Source organism: Alishewanella longhuensis, from assembly GCF_014653435.1.
GTDB lineage: Bacteria > Pseudomonadota > Gammaproteobacteria > Enterobacterales > Alteromonadaceae > Alishewanella > Alishewanella longhuensis.
Genome location: NZ_BNAO01000004.1, coordinates 121,039 through 140,641 on the forward strand (window position 1 = coordinate 121,039; position 19,603 = coordinate 140,641).

Annotated in this window: 16 protein-coding genes; 14 read left to right on the forward strand and 2 right to left on the reverse strand. The window is 41.5% G+C overall.

The genetic code is table 11. The annotated features are described in order from the left end of the window. Positions 1–89: 89 nt before the first annotated feature. The 14 genes from flgG to IE163_RS09685 all read left to right on the forward strand — a co-directional run bounded on the left by flgG (position 90) and on the right by IE163_RS09685 (position 16,314). The gene (flgG, locus tag IE163_RS09620; protein WP_189432628.1) at positions 90–878 is read left to right on the forward strand and encodes a flagellar basal-body rod protein FlgG; all 789 of its coding nucleotides are present in this window, start codon (positions 90–92) and stop codon (positions 876–878) included. Positions 879–892: 14 nt separating this feature from the next. Next, positions 893–1,576 (forward strand): flagellar basal body L-ring protein FlgH, encoded by a 684-nt coding sequence (gene flgH / locus IE163_RS09625; RefSeq protein WP_189432630.1) that lies wholly within the window; start codon positions 893–895, stop codon positions 1,574–1,576. A gap of 9 nt (positions 1,577–1,585) precedes the next feature. Then, a complete protein-coding gene (locus IE163_RS09630; protein ID WP_189432632.1) occupies positions 1,586–2,680 on the forward strand; it encodes a flagellar basal body P-ring protein FlgI in 1,095 nt (364 codons plus the stop codon). 1 nt (position 2,681) lies between these two features. After that, on the forward strand, positions 2,682–3,827 hold the full coding sequence (gene flgJ / locus IE163_RS09635; protein WP_189432634.1) for a flagellar assembly peptidoglycan hydrolase FlgJ: 1,146 nt from the start codon (positions 2,682–2,684) through the stop codon (positions 3,825–3,827). Between the two features lie 26 nt (positions 3,828–3,853). Continuing rightward, positions 3,854–5,899, forward strand: coding sequence for a flagellar hook-associated protein FlgK (flgK, locus tag IE163_RS09640; protein WP_189432636.1), 2,046 nt, complete (start codon positions 3,854–3,856; stop codon positions 5,897–5,899). Between the two features lie 4 nt (positions 5,900–5,903). Beyond that, complete coding sequence (gene flgL, locus IE163_RS09645) at positions 5,904–7,127, forward strand: flagellar hook-associated protein FlgL (RefSeq protein WP_189432638.1); 1,224 nt, start codon at positions 5,904–5,906, stop codon at positions 7,125–7,127. 173 nt (positions 7,128–7,300) lie between these two features. After that, positions 7,301–8,158, forward strand: coding sequence for a flagellin N-terminal helical domain-containing protein (locus IE163_RS09650; protein WP_189432640.1), 858 nt, complete (start codon positions 7,301–7,303; stop codon positions 8,156–8,158). A gap of 296 nt (positions 8,159–8,454) precedes the next feature. After that, a complete protein-coding gene (locus IE163_RS09655; protein ID WP_189432641.1) occupies positions 8,455–9,309 on the forward strand; it encodes a flagellin N-terminal helical domain-containing protein in 855 nt (284 codons plus the stop codon). A gap of 70 nt (positions 9,310–9,379) precedes the next feature. Next, positions 9,380–9,763: a flagellar protein FlaG gene (locus IE163_RS09660; protein ID WP_189432643.1), complete on the forward strand. Its 384-nt coding sequence runs from the start codon at positions 9,380–9,382 to the stop codon at positions 9,761–9,763. Between the two features lie 22 nt (positions 9,764–9,785). After that, a complete protein-coding gene (gene fliD, locus IE163_RS09665; protein ID WP_189432645.1) occupies positions 9,786–11,246 on the forward strand; it encodes a flagellar filament capping protein FliD in 1,461 nt (486 codons plus the stop codon). Positions 11,247–11,258: 12 nt separating this feature from the next. Further along, the gene (fliS, locus tag IE163_RS09670) at positions 11,259–11,696 is read left to right on the forward strand and encodes a flagellar export chaperone FliS (protein WP_189432647.1); all 438 of its coding nucleotides are present in this window, start codon (positions 11,259–11,261) and stop codon (positions 11,694–11,696) included. Then, entirely contained in the window at positions 11,693–12,010 is a 318-nt protein-coding gene (locus IE163_RS09675) for a hypothetical protein (RefSeq protein ID WP_189432649.1), read from the forward strand. The genes fliS and IE163_RS09675 overlap by 4 nt, the downstream gene beginning before the upstream one ends. Beyond that, positions 12,011–14,803, forward strand: a complete 2,793-nt coding sequence (locus tag IE163_RS09680; protein WP_189432651.1) for a motility associated factor glycosyltransferase family protein — start codon at positions 12,011–12,013, stop codon at positions 14,801–14,803. Positions 14,804–14,862: 59 nt separating this feature from the next. Further along, positions 14,863–16,314, forward strand: a complete 1,452-nt coding sequence (locus IE163_RS09685) for a CDP-glycerol glycerophosphotransferase family protein (RefSeq protein ID WP_189432654.1) — start codon at positions 14,863–14,865, stop codon at positions 16,312–16,314. 2 nt (positions 16,315–16,316) lie between these two features. Here IE163_RS09685 and IE163_RS09690 read toward each other — a convergent pair whose 3' ends face one another. Together IE163_RS09690 and asnB are read right to left on the reverse strand one after the other, a co-directional pair. Continuing rightward, the gene (locus IE163_RS09690) at positions 16,317–17,663 is read right to left on the reverse strand and encodes a glycosyltransferase family 2 protein (protein WP_189432655.1); all 1,347 of its coding nucleotides are present in this window, start codon (positions 17,661–17,663) and stop codon (positions 16,317–16,319) included. Continuing rightward, a complete protein-coding gene (asnB, locus tag IE163_RS09695; RefSeq protein WP_189432658.1) occupies positions 17,660–19,594 on the reverse strand; it encodes an asparagine synthase (glutamine-hydrolyzing) in 1,935 nt (644 codons plus the stop codon). The genes IE163_RS09690 and asnB overlap by 4 nt, the downstream gene beginning before the upstream one ends. Positions 19,595–19,603 lie beyond the last annotated feature (9 nt).

Consider the following 19,603-nt stretch of genomic DNA (forward strand, 5'->3'; position numbering starts at 1 on the left):
AGTAGAGTAATGCAGCAAGACAGAGTATTGCAGGTAAGCCATCAAGTGTTTACCACTCAGTTAACAGGGCGCGAGCCCAGGAGGTACAAATGCATCCGGCATTGTGGATAAGCAAAACAGGGCTTGACGCTAAACAGCGTGATATCTCTGTTATTTCCAATAACCTTGCTAACGCCAGCACCGTTGGCTTTAAGAAAAGTAGAGCGGTCTTTGAAGATTTGCTTTATCAGAACATTAATCAACCTGGCGGGCGCTCTTCACAAAACTCAGAGTTACCTAATGGTTTAATGATCGGTGCAGGTACCAAAGTTGTGGCTACCCAAAAAAGTTTTACTCAGGGAAACCTTATCGCCACTGAAAATAGCTTGGATATTATGATTCAAGGACATGGCTTCTTTGAAGTATTAATGCCCGATGGCAATATTTCTTACACCCGCAACGGTCAGTTTACTGTAGACGGTGAAGGGAATGTGGTGACCTCTGGGGCGGGCTATCAGGTTCAGCCAAATATCGTGGTGCCGCCTGATGCAACGGGTATTGTTATTTCTCAGGATGGGGAGGTTTCAGTGCGTTTAGCCGGTCAGGTAGAAAGTGCAGTATTGGGGCAGCTTACGGTAACAAACTTTATTAATCCGGCAGGCTTAGAGCCGATAGGACAGAATTTGTTTAGCCAAACGCCAGCCAGTGGTGAGCCTGTGCAGGGTATTCCCGGGCTGGAAGGTCTTGGCATTATAGTACAAGGCGCTCTGGAGACATCCAATGTGAATGTGACTGAGGAACTGGTCAGCTTAATAGAGAGTCAGCGTGTCTATGAAATGAATTCAAAAGTCATTTCAACGGTTGATCAGATGCTTGGTTTTGTGATTCAGCAGTTATAAGGTAGGTAAATCCGATGCGTAATCTACTCATGCTATTGGCGTTAGGTTGTTTAACCAGTTTGCTCACCGGTTGTGCTGCAACGCAGGAAGCTCGGCCAGACGATCCTTACTTTGCTCCGCTGCCGCCAGAGCCTGCACCGCGGCCTGTTGTGCGTAATGGCTCTTTATTTACGCAAAGTCATTCCAACAGTTTGTATTCGGATAATAAAGCACGGCATGAAGGCGATATTATTACGGTCGTCCTGCGCGAAAAAACACAAGCCTCGAAGAATGCAAAAACGGAGTCTAAGAAAGACAGTAATGTCGCCTTCGATCCGTTAAATGTTGGTGGCCGCAACGCCTCCATTGGTGGCAATGTGTTACAGCTCGGTTCAAGCAGCAGCCAGGACTTTAAAGGTGATGCCAAAGCTAACCAAAGTAATAGCTTAGTAGGTGATATCTCGGTCAATGTTTTACAGGTGATGTCAAACGGAAACCTGGTTATTCGGGGAGAAAAGTGGTTAACCCTGAACACCGGTAAAGAGTACATTCGTTTAACGGGTGTGATTCGTCCGCAGGACGTGGATGTCAATAATACAGTAGAGTCGACCAAAATCGCTAATGCACGCATCGAGTATAGTGGTACAGGCGCACATCACGGTGGCCAGTCGCCTGGTTGGTTAACCCGGTTTTTTAATGGCCCATTGTGGCCGTTCTAGGAGTGCAGTATGCGTAATGTTATTAAGTTGGTACTGCTAGGTCTTATAGCGGTAACTTTACCGCTAAGCGCTGCCAGAATTAAAGATGTTGCCGATATCGAAGGCGTGCGCAGTAACCAGTTGATTGGTTATGGTCTGGTGGTTGGTCTGCCTGGTACTGGTGAGCAGAGTCCTTTTACTGAGCAAAGCTTTCGGACGATGCTAGCCAGTTTTGGTATTAATTTGCCTGCTGGTGCTCGTACCCAAATTAAAAATGTGGCGGCCGTAGCCATTCATGCCGAGCTTCCGGCTTTTGCTAAGCCAGGGCAAACTATTGACATTACCGTGTCATCGGTTGGTAGCGCCAAGAGCTTGCGGGGTGGCACCTTGTTACAAACCTTTTTAACTGGTTTGGATGGGAATGTTTATGCGGTTGCTCAAGGAAGTCTTATTGTCAGCGGGCTCGGCGCGGAGGGGTTAGACGGCTCACGTATTTTGGTGAACACGCCTACTGTAGGTCGTATTCCTAACGGTGCAGTAGTGGAGCGTGAAGTTGAATCACCTTTTGCTAAAGGCGATTTTATTACTTTTAATCTGAAGCGTCCGGACTTTACTACAGCAAAACGCTTAGCAGAAGCCATTAATGGCTTTATGGGGCCTGAAACCGCACACTCGCTAGATGCGTCATCTGTACAGGTCAGAGCGCCGCGCGATGTTAGCCAACGTGTATCTTATTTATCGGTGCTCGAGAACTTAACCTTTCAACCCGCGGATCAATCAGCCAAAATCATTATCAACTCACGCACAGGTACTATCGTTATTGGCAAAGATGTAAGGCTATTTCCTGCAGCGGTAAGTCATGGTGGTTTAACGGTCAGTATTGAAGAAAACCCTATCGTCGTGCAACCCAATCCTTTAGCCGGCGGCGACACAGCCATCATCGAAGACAGTATTATTAATGTTAACCCAGAAAACTCCAGAATGTTTAAATTTGATCCTGGTGTCACCCTGGATGAGTTAGTGCGCACAGTCAATGCCGTTGGTGCGGCACCGGGTGATTTAATGGCTATTTTAGAAGCTTTAAAAGAAGCCGGCGCTATCCATGGCGAGTTAGTGGTGATTTAATATGAACAGTGGCAAATTGCAGCATTCTTACCATGATTTAAGTAGCTTACAGCAAATCCGTACTGCTGCTAAAAATGATGAAAAGGGAGGCTTGCGCCAAGCCGCTGAACAGTTTGAAGCAATATTCTTTAATATGCTGTTAAAGAGTATGCGTCAGGCCAATGCCGCCTTTGAAAGCGAAGGCATGATGAACAGCCAGACCACGGAGTTTTATCGTGATATGCATGATAGCCAAATGGCGTCCGATTTAGCACAAAAAGGTTCTTTAGGCTTAGCGGATTTATTGGTGAAGCAGCTGGATCCACAAGCGGTTGCTGCACAGCGCAATAAAGCCCAGACACTAGTGTTACCCGGAGAAAATAACAAAACATTAGCCTTACCTGAAGCGCAACAATTTACCCAGCAATCCGATTTAGCCTTGCTTAGAGCCAAGGCGATGCAGCAGTTGGTGCAAGCTGATGTGATACAACCGGGACGGCGAGATATTTCGCAGCTAAGCCCCTTGCTTGATAAACTGCAACAGCAGCGGGAGCGCGTGCAAGCGGAAAAAGCTGCCGCAGAAAAAAATAAAGAAGTACAGCCTATTGCTGCAGCAAATGCCACCCAGGGTACGGAATTTCGGGCTGATTCACCCGTTGAGTTTATTCGAAGCTTGTTGCCTGCGGCGAAACAAGCTGCCAGTGCGCTGGGTTTAGATCCTCTGGCCCTCATCGCCCAAGCAGCGTTAGAAACCGGTTGGGGGAAACGCATGATAAAGACCGCCGGTGGGGATAATAGTTTTAATTTATTTGGTATTAAAGCTAGCCGCAATTGGCAGGGAGATACTGCCGTAGTCGATACCCTGGAGTACCGTCAAGGTGTGGCTAGAAAAGAGCAGGCAAAGTTCCGTGCTTACAGTTCGCCGGAGCAAAGCTTACAGGACTATACTCAGTTTATTGGTAATAGCGTGCGTTACCAGCAAGCGGTAGCAGCGGCAAAAGAACCCGCGGCCTATTTTAGTGAGTTACAAGCCGCCGGTTACGCTACTGATCCTAATTATGCACAGAAAATCATGTCGGTATTTAATAGTTCTGCTTTTGAGCAGGTGCGCAGTGAGTTAAACAGTGTTAAAGATTTTGCAGATGCAGCCGATGAACAAAGCGAATAGGCAACATAGGTGCCTCGGAGTAAGCGATGTCAGATAATTTATTAAAAATTGGTACCTCAGCCGTAAGAGCGAGTAGCTTGTTACTGGGTACAACGAGTAATAACATCGCTAATATTAATACTCTGGGCTATGTTCGGCAAAGAACTGAATTTGTGGCCGACCCTTTAGGATTTGGAGTTGGTAAGGGGACAACAGAGCGACTGATTAATGAATTCACGGTAAAGCAAATGCGCCGTGATACCTCTAAGTATGCTTTTTCGGAACAATTTGTTTCAGAAGCAAATCGGGTCGATGCATTGTTTTCCAATCCGGCAAATAGCATTGCGACAGGTATGAATGATTTGTTTCGCCAGATCCAAACAGCAAACAATGATCCTGTACAGCCTGCTAACAGACAGTTAGTCATTGGCAGTGCACAGTCTTTACTTAATCGCTTTGAGGGCATGTCAAACCTGCTAAAAGATCAAGAGTTGTTTATCAATGATCAATTTGATATTTATGTCAATGAAGCCAATGACATGATTAAGCAAATTGCCATTTACAATAAAGATATTGCAGCTTATGGCAAAGGTGCAACCCGACCCATTCCGCTGGATTTGGTTGATAAGCGCGACTTGGCTATCCTTAAATTATCAGAGATGATGGAAATCAATGTTCTTGATGCTGCTAATGGCGAGAAACTGGTTTTTATGAATGATGGCCAATCGTTGGTCGTAGAACAAGGTGAGTTTAGATTATTGTCATTGCAGGGCAATCCAGATCCGAGTCGCAAAGAACTACAATTACAGCTCAGCTCCAACTCTTCGATAGTACGAGATGTTAATTCTAAATCTATTGGTGGAAAATTAGGCGCACTGATTGCGTTTCGTGAAGAAATCTTAGATCCAACACAAGTCCAACTTGGACAATTAGCACTCTCTTTTGCAGATTCGTTAAATCGGCAAAACAGCTTAGGTATGACGCTTGATGGAGTTATTGGTAAAGATTTAATTCGTTTGCCGTCTTTTACCGGCTTAAACTATCGTGAAAACACGGGGACTGCTGCTTTAAACGTGCGTCTGGAGCCTGGTAAAGGTCAGCAACTTCCTCCAAATGACTTTTTAGTTTCAGTCACGGGCGCTAACCAGGTAACGGTGCAAGCGCTTGATAGCAAAGGACAGGCTATACCAGGTTCAGATAGAGTCATTAATGGCGTGGACTTTAGCAATCCGGTTACGCTTAATTCTACTGATCATGCTAGTGGTGACTTATATGGTTTGGAAATTACGCTTAGTCCCGGCTCTGTCGTCGGAGATCGTTTTTTATTAAAACCTCTGCAGCAAGCTGCCAGGGAATTGCAGATGGCTACAAATCGAGGAGAGGATATCGCTTTAGCTAGTCCAATTCGTGCTGCATTTGATCCATCGAATCTGGGGAATGCACAAGTTAATGCGATTACTGTAACCAATACTAATACCACGCCTAATTTCTTAGACAACGCGCCACTTACAGTCATCTATCAGGGCGTTGATACAATTACTGGTTTGGAAAACTTTGAAGTTTTTGATAATACGTTAACTTCACTCGGTACCGCTTCTTTTTCTACAAATAATTATAATAATGTGCTATCACAGATACCCACTACCCCTCCAGCAACACTGGCATCTGATTTAGGTTATGATTTCAGCCTCAATGGCGTACCTAAACCTGGTGATAGTTTCACGATTGAATTTAACTTAAATGGTTATAACGATAACCGGAATGGCTTAGAATTAGCGTCATTACAAAATGCCGAGACGACACGACGCAACGCGGTGACTGTACCCAATGCTTTAAATCAATATAGTTTTAATCAATCTTATGCCACTACAGTGGGTAATATTGGTGAGCGTACCAGGCAAGCACGAACTTCCGAGGAAGCTAACGCTGCTATACTTGAACAAACTACTATTTGGTTCGAATCGTTATCAGGAGTAAGCTTAGATGAGGAGGCTGCAAACTTGGTTAGGTTTCAACAAACCTATGCTGCGGCTGCGCGCATCTTGTCTACATCCCAAACAATATTTGATACCCTGCTACAGGCTGTGAGGTAGTGCTATGCGTTTAACATTTAATATGCAATTTAATCAAAGTCTTAGCGGTATTTTAAATGCTCAGCAAAAGATGAATAAAGCGGAAACGCAACTAAGCAAGCAAACCCGTATTTTGTCTCCGGCAGATGATCCGGCGGGTGCGGCAAAAGTGTTAAGCCTGGATCAGACTAAAGAGCAGGTTAACCAATTTCAGACCAACAGTGTTCTACTTAAAAACAATCTGGCGCTGCAAGAAACTGTATTAACCAGTATGCGTGGCAGCTATGACAGGGTTTCAGCCTTGGCGATAGCATCTGGTAATGGTACTTATACGATTGAGCAACGAAAAGCAGTCGCCTTTGAATTACAAAATATTCAAACTGAGCTACTCGATCTTATGAATACCAGTAATGCTGAAGGCAGTTATATTTTTGCTGGTTTCCAAGATAAAAGCCCTGCTTACGTAAAGGATCCTATTACTGGTGAATATCAATTTAGAGGTGATTCAGGTAACAAGGCATTGCAAATTTCACCTTCAATTAAATTAGCCGGTAACGATAGTGGTAAGTCAATTTTTGAAAACGTATTTAAACGTTTTGAGTTTGCCGTGACCTCAGCGCCAGCTAACGCTAATGTTAAGGTGCAAAATCAAACGGAGTTTAGTAATTTCTACTTAAATAACTTTGATAAACTCACACCTGCAAACAACCAATATAGCCTCGAAATTGATGCCTTAGGTAACTATGAGTTTTTACAAAATGGCACTAGTTTGACACCAGCAGCAACAGGCAGTTATGTCGCCGGCCAAGGTATCACTTTTAATGGTATAAGTTTTGGTTTAGATGTTGGCACTGCATTACCCACTCAGGTCGATTTCGAGCTACCACCACCAGAGCAAACGAATATTCTTAATACCTTGGAAAGTTTTATCGCGGCACTTAATAATCCTGCCATTAGTAATGATCAATTATCAACTGTATTAGCGGATACCTTACAAGAGGTTACTAAAACGGCCAATAATGTCGATAGTGCACTAGCTAATCTGGGGGGACGGTTAAATGTACTGGATAGTGTTTTTAACACTAATGAAGATCTGCTAATTGCAAACCAACAGTACAAAGCCGATATATCTGAAGTTGATTTAGCTGCCGCCTTGACGGAAATTAAGCGGCAAGAGTTTGCTTTGCAAGCGGTATCACAGACATTTTCAAAAGTTAACTCTACAACGTTATTTGATTTTATCCGCTAGATTAAGTGCAGACGACAAAGTCTGCACTTAATATTTTGATTTATCTAAGTAAAATTTCGAGCAAAAAAATTCTAAAGTTTCCCCGCTAAGCGCCGATAAATATTTAACACGGCAAGAAACAGGCAATACGCAGTTTAGTTTGCCTTAACAGGTTAAATAGCGAGGAATACATCATGGCTTTATTCGTAAACACCAATACATCTTCACTGAATGCACAACGTCAGATGATGAGCTCAGGTAACGCGTTAGACGTAGCATTTAAACGTTTATCATCAGGTTTCCGTATTAACAGTGCAGCTGATGATGCCGCAGGCTTACAAATTTCTAACCGTTTAACCAGTCAGATTAATGGCTTAGATCAAGCGTCACGTAATGCCAATGACGGTATCTCTTTAGCTCAGGTAGCTGAAGGAGCAATGGATGAAATTACAAACTCTTTGCAGCGCATGAGAACGCTTGCTGTTCAAGCACAAAATGGTATTAATTCTTTAACAGACCGCGGCGCGATACAAAAAGAAATCGCTCAACTTACCACTGAGATCAGCCGGATTGCTTCAACTACACGTTTTGGTGATCAGTTGTTGTTAAATGGTGGTACTGATAAAGGTTTTAATTTCTTAGTTGGTGCTAAAGGTGATGCTGACGAATATATTAAAGTTGGTTTATCTAGAACGGGTGGTTGGGGTGCAACGGGTTTAGGTATTAACACTATATCTGTATCGGGTGCCACAACAGCCGCTGCATCAGCTGCTTCAGGGTTAGCTATCACCGCCATCGACTTAGCTATCGCAGCCGTTGACGGGAAAAGAGCCGATATGGGTGCTGTGCAAAACCGGTTCCAGGCAACCATTCGAAATCTGACTAACGTATCAGAAAACGTCTCGGGTGCACGTGCACGGATCCGCGATACTGATTTTGCTAAGGAAACTGCAGAATTAACCCGTGCTCAGATTTTACAACAAACGAGCCAAACAGTATTGGCTCAGGCAAATCAGCGGCCACAAGCGGCACTAAGCTTACTGCAAGGTTAAGCTAAACCAGGCTGAGGCAACAGGGTTATTGCAGTAATCTTGGTTCTTGCCGGAATAGCTTCAGTGGAGTGACTCGCTTATAATAAGGCTGCCTTTGGGCAGCCTTATTACTTTCAAAATTAACCTCTAGTTCCCGCAATAAAATTCCTAATTTTTTTTCGAAATAATCCTAAAGTTCTGATTTACCCTGCCGATAACATAGTTAAGTCAAGTTGCAGCTTGGCCAGAAAAGCGGTAAAACCGTAATTTAAACATAGGTTTGCGATCTAATCAGATCAAAGACTAAGGAGTGACTCATGGCTTTATTTGTCAATACAAATACATCATCTCTGAATGCGCAGCGTCAGTTGATGAATTCAGGCGGTGCCTTGGATGTAGCGTTTAAACGCTTATCATCTGGCTTTAGAATTAACAGTGCTTCTGATGATGCTGCTGGCTTACAAATTTCTAACCGCTTAACCAGCCAGATTAATGGTTTGGACCAAGCGACTCGAAATGCCAATGACGGTATTTCGCTAGCTCAGGTTGCTGAAGGTGCGATGGAAGAAATTACTAACTCATTACAGCGGATGAGAACTTTGGCTGTTCAGTCGCAAAATGGTATTAACTCGCTTACTGACCGCGGTGCCTTGCAGAAAGAAATTCAAGCATTAAAAGTTGAAATCAGCCGTATTGCCCAAACAACCCGTTTTGGTGACCAGTTGCTGCTAAGCGGCGGTACCGATAAAGGCTTCAACTTTTTAGTTGGCGCAAAGGGTGAAGCATCAGAATATATTCAGGTTGGCTTATCCAGAACCAGTGGCTGGGGAGCAGCAGGTTTAAGTATTGCCAGCATTACAGTTTCTGGAGCTACTAATGCAGCGGCATCTGGTAATGCGGGCACAGCGATCACAGCAATAGATGCGGCCATAGCTTCTATTGATGAAAAGCGGGCCGATCTAGGTGCTATTCAGAACCGTTTTCAAGCGACAATCCGTAACTTGACTAACGTGTCTGAAAACGTATCTGGTGCACGTGCTCGGATCCGTGATACTGACTTTGCGAAAGAAACCGCCGAGTTAACTCGTGCGCAGATCCTGCAGCAAACGAGCCAAACGGTGTTAGCTCAGGCTAACCAGCGTCCGCAGGCGGCATTGTCATTATTAGGCTAATACGTTAGCTAAGCGCTAGATAAAGGTCTAACCTTTATCTAGCGCTTAATCATTTGCAAAGGGGTTATTTATGAATACTATACCCAATACAGCTGGAGTATCATTAAACCAGGTTAACGCAGAATATAAATTTGCGAATAACGAAACTACGCTTAAACCAGCAGTTTCGTCTGAATCGGTTCTACCGTCCCAGGTGCAAACTATACCCAGTACTGAACAAGTAACAGAAGCATTGAATGTTGTTAATAAAGCAGCGGTATTTGAGCAGCGTTCACTTAGCTTTATGATGGATGAGACCTCAGGTCGTTCAATTATCAAAGTAATGGATAAATCGACGGATCAGGTCATTCGACAAATTCCTTCAGAGGAATTACTTAAAGTTGCACAAGATATAAAACGGCTGCAAGAAGAAATGGGGCAGTCCCTAGGGTTCTTGATAGATCGTAAAGTGTAACCATATAACTATGAGGTGAGATATGTCTTCAATTAATTTTCTGGGTGCAGCTTCTGGCTTACCATTAGACCAGCTAGTGAGCACTTTTGTCGATGTTGAGCGCAAAACGAAAATGGCCCGCATCGAGAAGACAAAATCCACTTTGAATGCCTCTTTATCAGGTGTGGGGCAGCTACGTTCTGCGTTATCTGGCTTTTTAGACGCCGCAAAAAAGTTAAGTGGTGAAAGTTTAAAAGCGCGCGTCGTAACTCTTACTCAACCTGAAGAAGGTAAAACCTTCATTCAGGCCACAGCAAAAAACACCGCTTCTGCTGCGACTTTCGATATTAAAGTCAATCAATTGGCGAAAGGTAGCCGATTAGAGTCTGCCGATGGGGAGTTTGCTGATGCTAACGCAGTGGTATCGAACACCGCGGGGGAGATGACTTTCGAAGCGGGTGACAAATCTTTTACTGTTGCGGTTACTGCGGGTATGACCTTAAACGAACTTCGTCTGAAAATTAATGATTCGGCAGATAATTTTGGTGTAAACGCTAACATTCTTAATGTTGGTGGCGCAATTGGGACCAAGCTTGTTCTCACGTCAAATATTACTGGCGCAGGCAATGATTTAGTAGTTAGTAATAACAACGCTGAGCTTGACACTTTATCCACAGTGCCAACAGGCGCTACTCCTGGTTTAAGTTTAGCTGCTGTTGCTCAGGATGCGGTAATTGAACTTGATGGTATAGCGATTAGCAGTAGGACTAATACGTTTGAAAACGCAGTTCAGGATATCTCCATTACAGTTTTGAACGAGACGCCGACGGGAAAGAATGCCCAACTACAAGTGGCTACAGATAAAAAAGCTGCTGAAGATAATATTCAGAATTTCATCAAAAGCTATAATGCACTGGTTGACCAAGTGGGGAGTTTAACCAGAAATCGTATTATGGGCGCGGACGGCACTGTAACTCTAGAAAGCGGTGCTTTATCTGGTGACTCTTTACCCAGAAACATTCTAAATCAAATAAGAAGTATTTTTGGCGGTGCAGTAGATGGTGCGCCTGAGCAGCTTAATAGCCTGTATTCTATGGGTATTACCCTGAATAAAAGTGGTAAATTAGAGATTTCAACCAGCACTGAATTTAACAGTGAAACCGGCAAAATGCGTTTTGATAAAGCACTTAACGAAAATTATGATGATATATCCAAGCTGTTTGGTGGAGAAAATGGTTTAGTTAAGCAACTAGATTCATTAGTAACGGAATATACCAAGTCTGGAGGACTAATTGCTAATCGCCAGGAAAATTTACAATCCCGCTTAAGAGAAAATACTAAAGCTTCTGATGCAGCCAGCCGATATATAGTTAGTTTCGAAGACTCTCTACGTAAAAGGTATGCTGCGCTTGATACACTTCTTGGGCAGATGCAACGTCAACAAGCCAATGTTACAGCCGCTTTAGCGAGTCTTCCTGGCTTTGTAGTTAAAAAATCGACTTAAAGGGGTATCCAGATGAGTTATGGAATTAAAGCTTATAAATCTGTTGGTGTGAAGGACGATATTGCTGTTGCCGATCCGCACAGAATTATTCAACTGTTGATGCAAGGTGCTCTTGAGAATATGGCAAAAGCTAAAGGTGCAATAGAGCGCAAAGATTTTGCTGTGAAAGGTCAACTGGTAGGAAAAGCAATTACTATCATTAGTTCTTTACAATCTTGTCTTGATATGGAAAATGGTGGTGAAATTTCCGGTAACCTTTTTGATTTATATGATTTTATGCTTAATCACCTTACCATCGCTAGTAGAGATCTAGATATTAGTAAAATTGATGATGTAATATCTTTGCTTGCCACTATTAAAAGTGCTTGGGATAGCATACCAGTATCTGATCGTGAAGCAGGTTTTATGATGCAATCTAATCTTGAACAACGGATGGTGGTTGGGGCGTGAGTATCACCGCTTGTAAAGCAGATATTGTTGCTTTAATGGGGCAGGCGGAAATCTTAGTCAAGACTGATGATTTTGAACCTGCCGCGTTAAGTGAACTTTTTTTTCAGTTGGCACCATTATTAGATCGTATCGTAAAACTTGCCAATGAACATTCTGAGTTAGTTGACTTTATTCAAGAACAATTAATAATAATGAATAAAATCGAAACACAAGTATCTGAAAACAAGTTAAAAACGGCCAAGTCTCTTGCTGAGCTCAAGTCTTACCAAAATGCTACGAAAAATTACAATGATAATTTAAACTCAGGAGCTTAAATGTTCAATCTTCTGATTGACTACGTCTGTGATGATCATGAAAAACAGGCAGCCTTAGATGAAAAATGGCAAAATAAATTAGACCTAACACTTAAAGCTAACATCTCTTTCTTCAAGCAACAATATCCAACAATTTTTGACCTCTGTTCGCAAGCCTCCCATGAAGAGTTTAAAGTGTTCTGTACCAAAGATAATTACTTAAATATCTATAATACAAACACTAATAAAGTTTTATATATAAGCGAACCGTTAGTAGAAGCAACAGCGGAGGTTGCATCCTTTCTCACTGATGCACCTTTTTTTGAATTGGTAGACAAACAGCAACGCGGCGATTTACGTGTGGGAAAGCTCGAGGAAGATCCAGTAATATTTCTTTTTGGCATTGGCTCTGCAGATCATCTTTTAGCGTTAATTAACCGCTGTAATGTGAAAGTCTTAGTTATATACGAACCCGTTATTGAGTTTTTTAAATGTTCGCTAAGTTTATTTGACTGGGAGTCTTTTTTTTCTCTAGCGACAAAAAAGGGCACTTTGGTATCACTGCAGGTAGGTAACTCTGGCGCCAACATAACCACTGAGTTAACAGAATTAGTTTCGGCATTTCCCGAGACAGAGAAAGTTTATATCTATCGTCATTTAACCCATCCTGTAACGGATGAAGTCATTAATTTCTTACATGCCAATTCTGGCTGCAGAGAAATTTTACTTCAAAGTAAACCACAGTTTTTAGGTTACCACAGCGATGAGCTTTATGTCATGGAACGTGCTAAAGGCGTGCTGGGAAATAAGAAATATAAATATGTAACTAGCAACCAACTAAAAACTAATAATTTACTGGCATTTGAAAAATTTTACCCGAGCATATATAAAAATTTAGTGGGTTACAACCCGAAATCGTGGCATGTTGTTGAAGATGGGCAACACTTAAATATATTTTGCCAGAAAAGAAACGTACTGCTTTATCAGGATCCATATGAAAACTCAGAAACCATTAAAAACAGGTTTCTAAAGTATCCGCTTAGAAATGATATTATATTAAACCAAGGAAGTATTTCAAAATTTAGAGACTACACCCACTTTAAAGCAGTAATTAAGCTTCAACCTTATTTTAAAAGCTTCAATGATTCGCCTTTGTCAGAAAAGGACAAACTGGGTAATCTAGTTTTTGTTGGACTTTGCAGCGGTGTTCATTTAGAAGTAATCAATAAATTTTTTAATGTGGAAAATATCTTTATATTTGAAAGTAACTTGGATTTTTTCTACGCTAGTTTTTATTTTATTGATTGGTCAGAGATATTCGAGTCTGCTGAGGTATTAAATAAAAAAATCTACCTTAATGTAGGGGGCTCAGGTTTTGAATATTTTGATGATATAATGAACCAGTACTACATAAATGGCGAACATACGCTATCAGAAACGTACTTTATTCCTACCTTACATACTCCAAGTGCGACAGAGGCATTTAGAAAACTTTCTGATAATATGAAAGTCATCACTGCGATGGGAGAAAATTTTGATCATGTTCGGTATGGTCTCTCTCATACACTTAATAGCATTGCCAAAAACCATGGATTTCTGAAGAAAAGCAGGCACTCTGAGCAGATTAAAGCTATACAAAATACGCCGGTTTTTATTGTAGGTAGTGGCCCAAGTCTTGATAGTTCATATGAATATATTAAACTGCATCGTGACCATGTGATTTTAATCAGTTGCGGAACAGCCTTAAAATCGTTATACAAGTTAGGTATAACACCTGATATACATGCGGAAATAGAACAAAATAGAGCTACGTATTGCTGGATTAACCAAGTAAACGACCCTGAATGGTTAAAATCAATCTCATTATTATCTGTGAACGGTATACACCCTGAAACGGCAGACCTTTTTAAAAACGTTTTGTTAGCATTCAAATATGGTGAGGCGTCTACAGCTTTTTTCGTTAACGAGTTGGTTAAATGCTCAATTGAACCGGCTTTGTTAAAGTACTCCTATCCAACAGTTTCGAATCTAGCCGTAGACTTTTGCGGTGAAATTGGGTTCAAAAATATTTATCTATTTGGTGTCGATCTTGGATATAAAGACATCAATAATCACCACTCCAAATATTCTGCATATTACAAAGATGATGGGCAAGGAATATTAAACGCAACTAAAAAATTTGATGGTAAAATTATTGCTAAAGCAAACTTTGACGGATTTGTTTACACAAAACATGAGTTTAGCTTTTCTAAAGATGTATTAGAGCTCAGATTTTCTAAGTTACCAAAGGTAGTTAGTGTATACAACTGTAGTGACGGTGTATATCTGAATGGCTCTATACCTTTGCGTCCTGAAAACATCATAATTGAAGCTGTCGACTTGAGGGTAAATGAGGTTTTATCTGAGATTTTTGAAAAGTTTTTTTATCGAGATGAAGTTTCAAAATATACAGAGTTTTTAAGAGAGAAAATAGTTAAAACGAATGTTATACCTTTAACTAGTGCTCTATTAGGTAAATTAAATTATGTTTCTTCAGTAGAGGACGCTAGAAAATTAATTGACGAGCAATGGAAAACGTTACTTGATTCACACAACCCAACAGAAACGCTTTCTTTTTATCTATTTTGCAATAGCGTTACCTATATGTTGTCTGTCTTCACAAGAGTTTTAGCTGATGCTGAAAATGAGAAGAATTTTTTGGACACATTTAATAAAATTATCGACATATGGCGATGTTACTTGCAAGAGGCGCAGGAGAGTTATTCTCTTGAACCCTTAGCTTTTTGCGCTGTTAATGTAAATAGAATGTTTTGATGTGCGTAAGTTTTGCGAGGCGCCATGGACAACTTTTAGGCTTACGCCCTAGGTAATTTATGCTTATTAAAGAACTCAATAAAATTTGTTATGTCGCACCTGCAAATCCAGCAGGGCGACAGTTGCTAGCACAATTAAATATTGAAGGCATAATGACACGTGGAATAGTGGACAATCTTAAATCTGATCCGGGTATAGCTTGTTTAGATATCCCATTAAAGGACGATTGTATTATCATTGTTGCCAGTGGCGTCGCTCAGTTTAATATTGCTATGGGGTTGATGAACCGAGGCGTTAAGTCAAAGCAAATTTTTTTACAAATAGAAAAAACCTTGCAGGTTAAACCTTACCGACCACTTAGTATTTATTTTAAGAACTGCTATTTTAAATTTAAGTGCTTACTCGTAAATTGTGGTATGAAATTTTTTACTACAAAATATGTAGTTTATTACGCCGAAAATTTTATTGATACCAATTTATTACTGCAGTTTCTGGCACATCAACGTGAAAAAGACGATGAGGCTATTTTAATATGCAGGAAGATGACTCGACAGCCTGCGCTGGAAAAGAAATTAGGTTATATGATTGAAAAGCATACCATTTTAGCTTTTTATTACCTTTGTAGAGCCCGAGTTATCGTTATTGATCACGAGTATACTTCAGACTTATTCAGGTTAATCCGGACTAGCAGAGCCGTAGTACAGCTTTGGCACGGCTTGCCTTATAAATTAATTTCTGGAAACAAGCACTACATCAGTAAGCCCGATGAGGTTTTTATATCGAGCTCTGCTTGGTACAACGATAATATTTTTAATCGTTTGTTTTTGGCCGAAAATTTTAGAGATTTCGGTTATGCAAGGAATGATATTTTTCTACAGTCAGCAGATAAGGATGAATTGATTAATGCGGTATCACTTAAAAAGTTAAAAGACACCATAGATAGCACAGGGCAACTATGGGTGTATATGCCAACATATCGTGATAATGAAAGCAGTATTAATTTAGATCTATCCCGCCTGAATGTATTGTGTGATAAATACAACAGAAGTTTGATTTTGAAGTTACATCCTTTTGTATTGCGGGTTTTAGCTTCACAATTTGATTTCACAGAGGACGATGAAGAACTGGTAATATTTAACCCGTTTTCTAATATCTATCTTTATCCAAGCGGCATGAATATTTATCCTTGGTTGGCTCAGAGCGAAGTTTTGATCACCGATTTTTCTTCTGTGGCGACAGACTATTTATTACATGATCGTCCAATATTTTACTATCAGTATGACAAAGATGAGTACTTCGATGTCCGTGGCAGCTTCTTAGTTAATGACGACTATTATTATGCGGGGCCTGTTGCGACAGATTTTGAGATGCTATTGCAGCTGCTTGAGGATTATGCGAAGAACGGTGATCACTGGCAAGCAGCCCGTAGCATGTTGAAACAGCGTTTAGGGCTGACCGAACAGCTAGCAACGCCAGCTATCTATCAACAGATCAAATCATTAGCAGAATAACTCTACTGCCCGGCTAGGTAGTCAATAAGATGCTGTTGCCAGCCGTGTCGTTGGCATTCTTGTCGCAGCATAAGGTAACTATCTCGTGAGCAAATAATGATCCCTTGGTTTTCTTTTACGTCAACATTGTTAGGTTGCAAGCAAGTATATTCTAGATAACGCTCGTTCAGACTCGCGTTAGAATCAATGATGCCTGCAATTTCCACTCTCAGGCTTCGCAACATATGTAACCAGTAGCGACACCAGATCCCCTTTCCCCATAACCATATTGCAGATTTATCGTCAGCCATTTTTAAGGCGTGCGCTAGAACAGGACCATCAAATTGTTGTACTGCAAAGGCGGTACTGTCAGTGCGCAGCCCATAAGCGGGGGCGCAAAGTTCACTGCTAGCAGTAAAGTTTGGACATAAGTCTTTTAATAATGCCCACCAAGCTCGTTCGGTAACACAACAAGCGGTGTCCAGGCGTTGAGCAATAGCGTAACCAAGTTTTTGTGCCCGAGCAGATGAGGCAGGTAAACAAAATTGCGGTGCAAAGGGCGTAAAAAGCTTTAAGCATTGAGCATAATTATCAGATTGCATCGCTAACTCAGCCAGGCTATGTAAAGCTGTTATTTTTAACTGATCATTGAGTTTGTGTTGCAAAATGAGCTGTTGTAGATAGTGCACTAAGATACCGATATAAGCGTTAAAATGGTTTGCCATATCGGTTGAACGGCTCTTTGGCAGTTTGTAGTAGATCACACCGATTTGATGCCAAGTTATTACCTCTATACCTTTTAACGCCAGTTTCCAATGAAAGTCATAATCCTCTAATGCGAGCACGGTATTCGAACTGCAGTCAAAGCCACCAATATCTCTCACGGTGTCCGTTGGGTATAAACCTGCATGAAGAGGCGCCACGTTCCCCATAATAATGCCTTGTAGAAATTGGTCAAATTTCGGTACTCCCTCGATAGACTGTGTCCCTTTTACCAGGCGGTAGCCACTAAAGCATATATGTCTGGGTAAATTGGCTAACAGCTGTACTTGATGGAGTATACAATGCGGTAAAAGCTCATCATCGGCATCTAAAAATTTGATAAAACTCCCTTTTGCATAACGCAACCCATGATTGCGTGCCTCAGCAACGCCAGTGTTATGCTGCTGAATTACACGTACGCGATTATCGGGATTGCCCAATTCAGTTGGGTATTGTATAGCCGGGGTAGAGCCATCATCGACAACAATAATATCCAGATGAGAATAGCTTTGTTGTAGGCAACTTCGCAAAGCACGTGCAAGTAATGCCTGTTGATTAAAACAAGGTATAACGATGGTCACGATTATAGGGTTATGGCTTATTGTCATTTGTCACCCGCCTGCAGGGAAAAGTAATGCTGCAGAAATAATTCAAGATTGACTAGCATCCAAATTAACATTGGCTGTTGTGATATAGGTGCTGCTTTTTCTGACGCTAACAATTTTAATAGTGGGTCTCTGTGTATTAGACCTTTGTTAACCATTAAACCATCAGGAAGAATATCTGTAGCAAGTTTATGCAGTGGTTTGCGCAACTCCCCTGCTAAGGGGACCGGAAAACCCAATTTGCGTCGATAAAGGATTTTTGTGCTTAATTCATTGGCAAAAGCATGTTTTAAAACTGCTTTTGGAGTATCAAATTGTTCTGAGATAGCATCACCACAATAATCCCATGCCAGTTGCCGGCTTTGCATAGATTGCCAAGCTAACTTTACTGTGATGGGGAGCGAAAATGCCAGCTCAACCAAACGGTGGTCTACGAAAGGGACTCTTGCCTCAACACCTGTTGCCATAGTGGTCGCATCTACTCGCTGTAATAGCCCAGGAAGATGCAGGTGCTCGAAACAATATAACATTTTACTGGCATAGTCAGCTTGAGGGCATTCATCAAAAACCTGTTGAAATTGTTGGGTCAGTTGGTTTTGAAACGATTCTTCGGTTAGTGAACTAGTAAATAAGCCCGGCTGTTTTTGTAAATCTTGATAGCGATATAAATACAAAAAGTGCGCTAATTCAGAAGTGAACTCTTTGTTACCATAACGCTTAAATAGCTGTTGCCCTAATGCAGAATCTTTAGCGATTTTTCCTTGATGAAGTAAGTTTAGCTTGGCATAATCATCGGCGCTGCGGAATAAACGGCCATAGCCTGCAAAAATCTCATCAGCACCTTCGCCAGACAATACTACTGTAATGCTATTTTTCAATTGCTTTGACATCAGATACAGTGGAACTTCATTAGGCACACCCAGTGGCGCATCCTTTATACTGATAAGGTGTTGCATATTGCTAAGGTAATCATTACTGCTCAGCAGGATCTGGGTGTGTTCTGTGTGATACCTTGCAGCAACTTCTGCAGCATATTCAAATTCATTAAAACCACTCTCACTAAAACCGACAGAAAACGTTTTGATTGCAGTTTTACTCGTGCTAGCCATCGCTGCGACTACAGCACTGGAATCAACTCCACCAGACAAATATGCACCGACTGGAACATCAGCAATCATGCGTAGGTCAATGGCTGACTGAAACTGTGCGCGTACTTGTGTACTTGCTTGCCCTAAATCAATAGGGGCGGGCGCTGCGGGGATGTGAGCAGCCAAACAATAGTAACGCTGTAAATGACAGTCCCCATCTTTTGTTCGATGCAAGATGTGACCTGGCGGCAAGGGAGTTATTTCATTAAAAAAACTGTTTTTTGTTAAGGGGTAGCGAAAAGAAAAGTAAGCATTAACTGCAAGTAAATCAAGCGTGGCGGCTTCAGGCATTAGCGATAATAAGGATTTAGCTTCAGAGGCAAAACCAAAGTGATTATTTTTTTGATAAATAAATAAGGGTTTAATCCCAAAACGATCACGGGCTAAAGTTAAACTGCCACTTCTGTGGCAATAAATGGCGAAGGCAAACATACCAATAAAATGTTGTAATGCCTCAGAGCCCCAGTAATCCCAAGCATTAATAAGTACCTCGGTATCGCTTTCAGTATGAAAACGGTAGCCAGCACCAGCTAATTGTAACTTTAATTCAAGGTAGTTATAAATCTCGCCGTTAAATACCACGGTATAGCGGCCTTCAGCAGCAGTCATAGGCTGTTTGGCATGAGGTTTTAAATCAATAATACTGAGCCGACGATGACCCAATTGTAAGTTATGCTCCAGCTTTTGATAGCCCCAGTCATCTGGGCCTCGATGTTGCTGCATATGCAAGGCGGTAAGAAAGTCTTGTTGTGATGTCTCACCATACCAGCCAAGAATACCGCACATCAGTGTTTA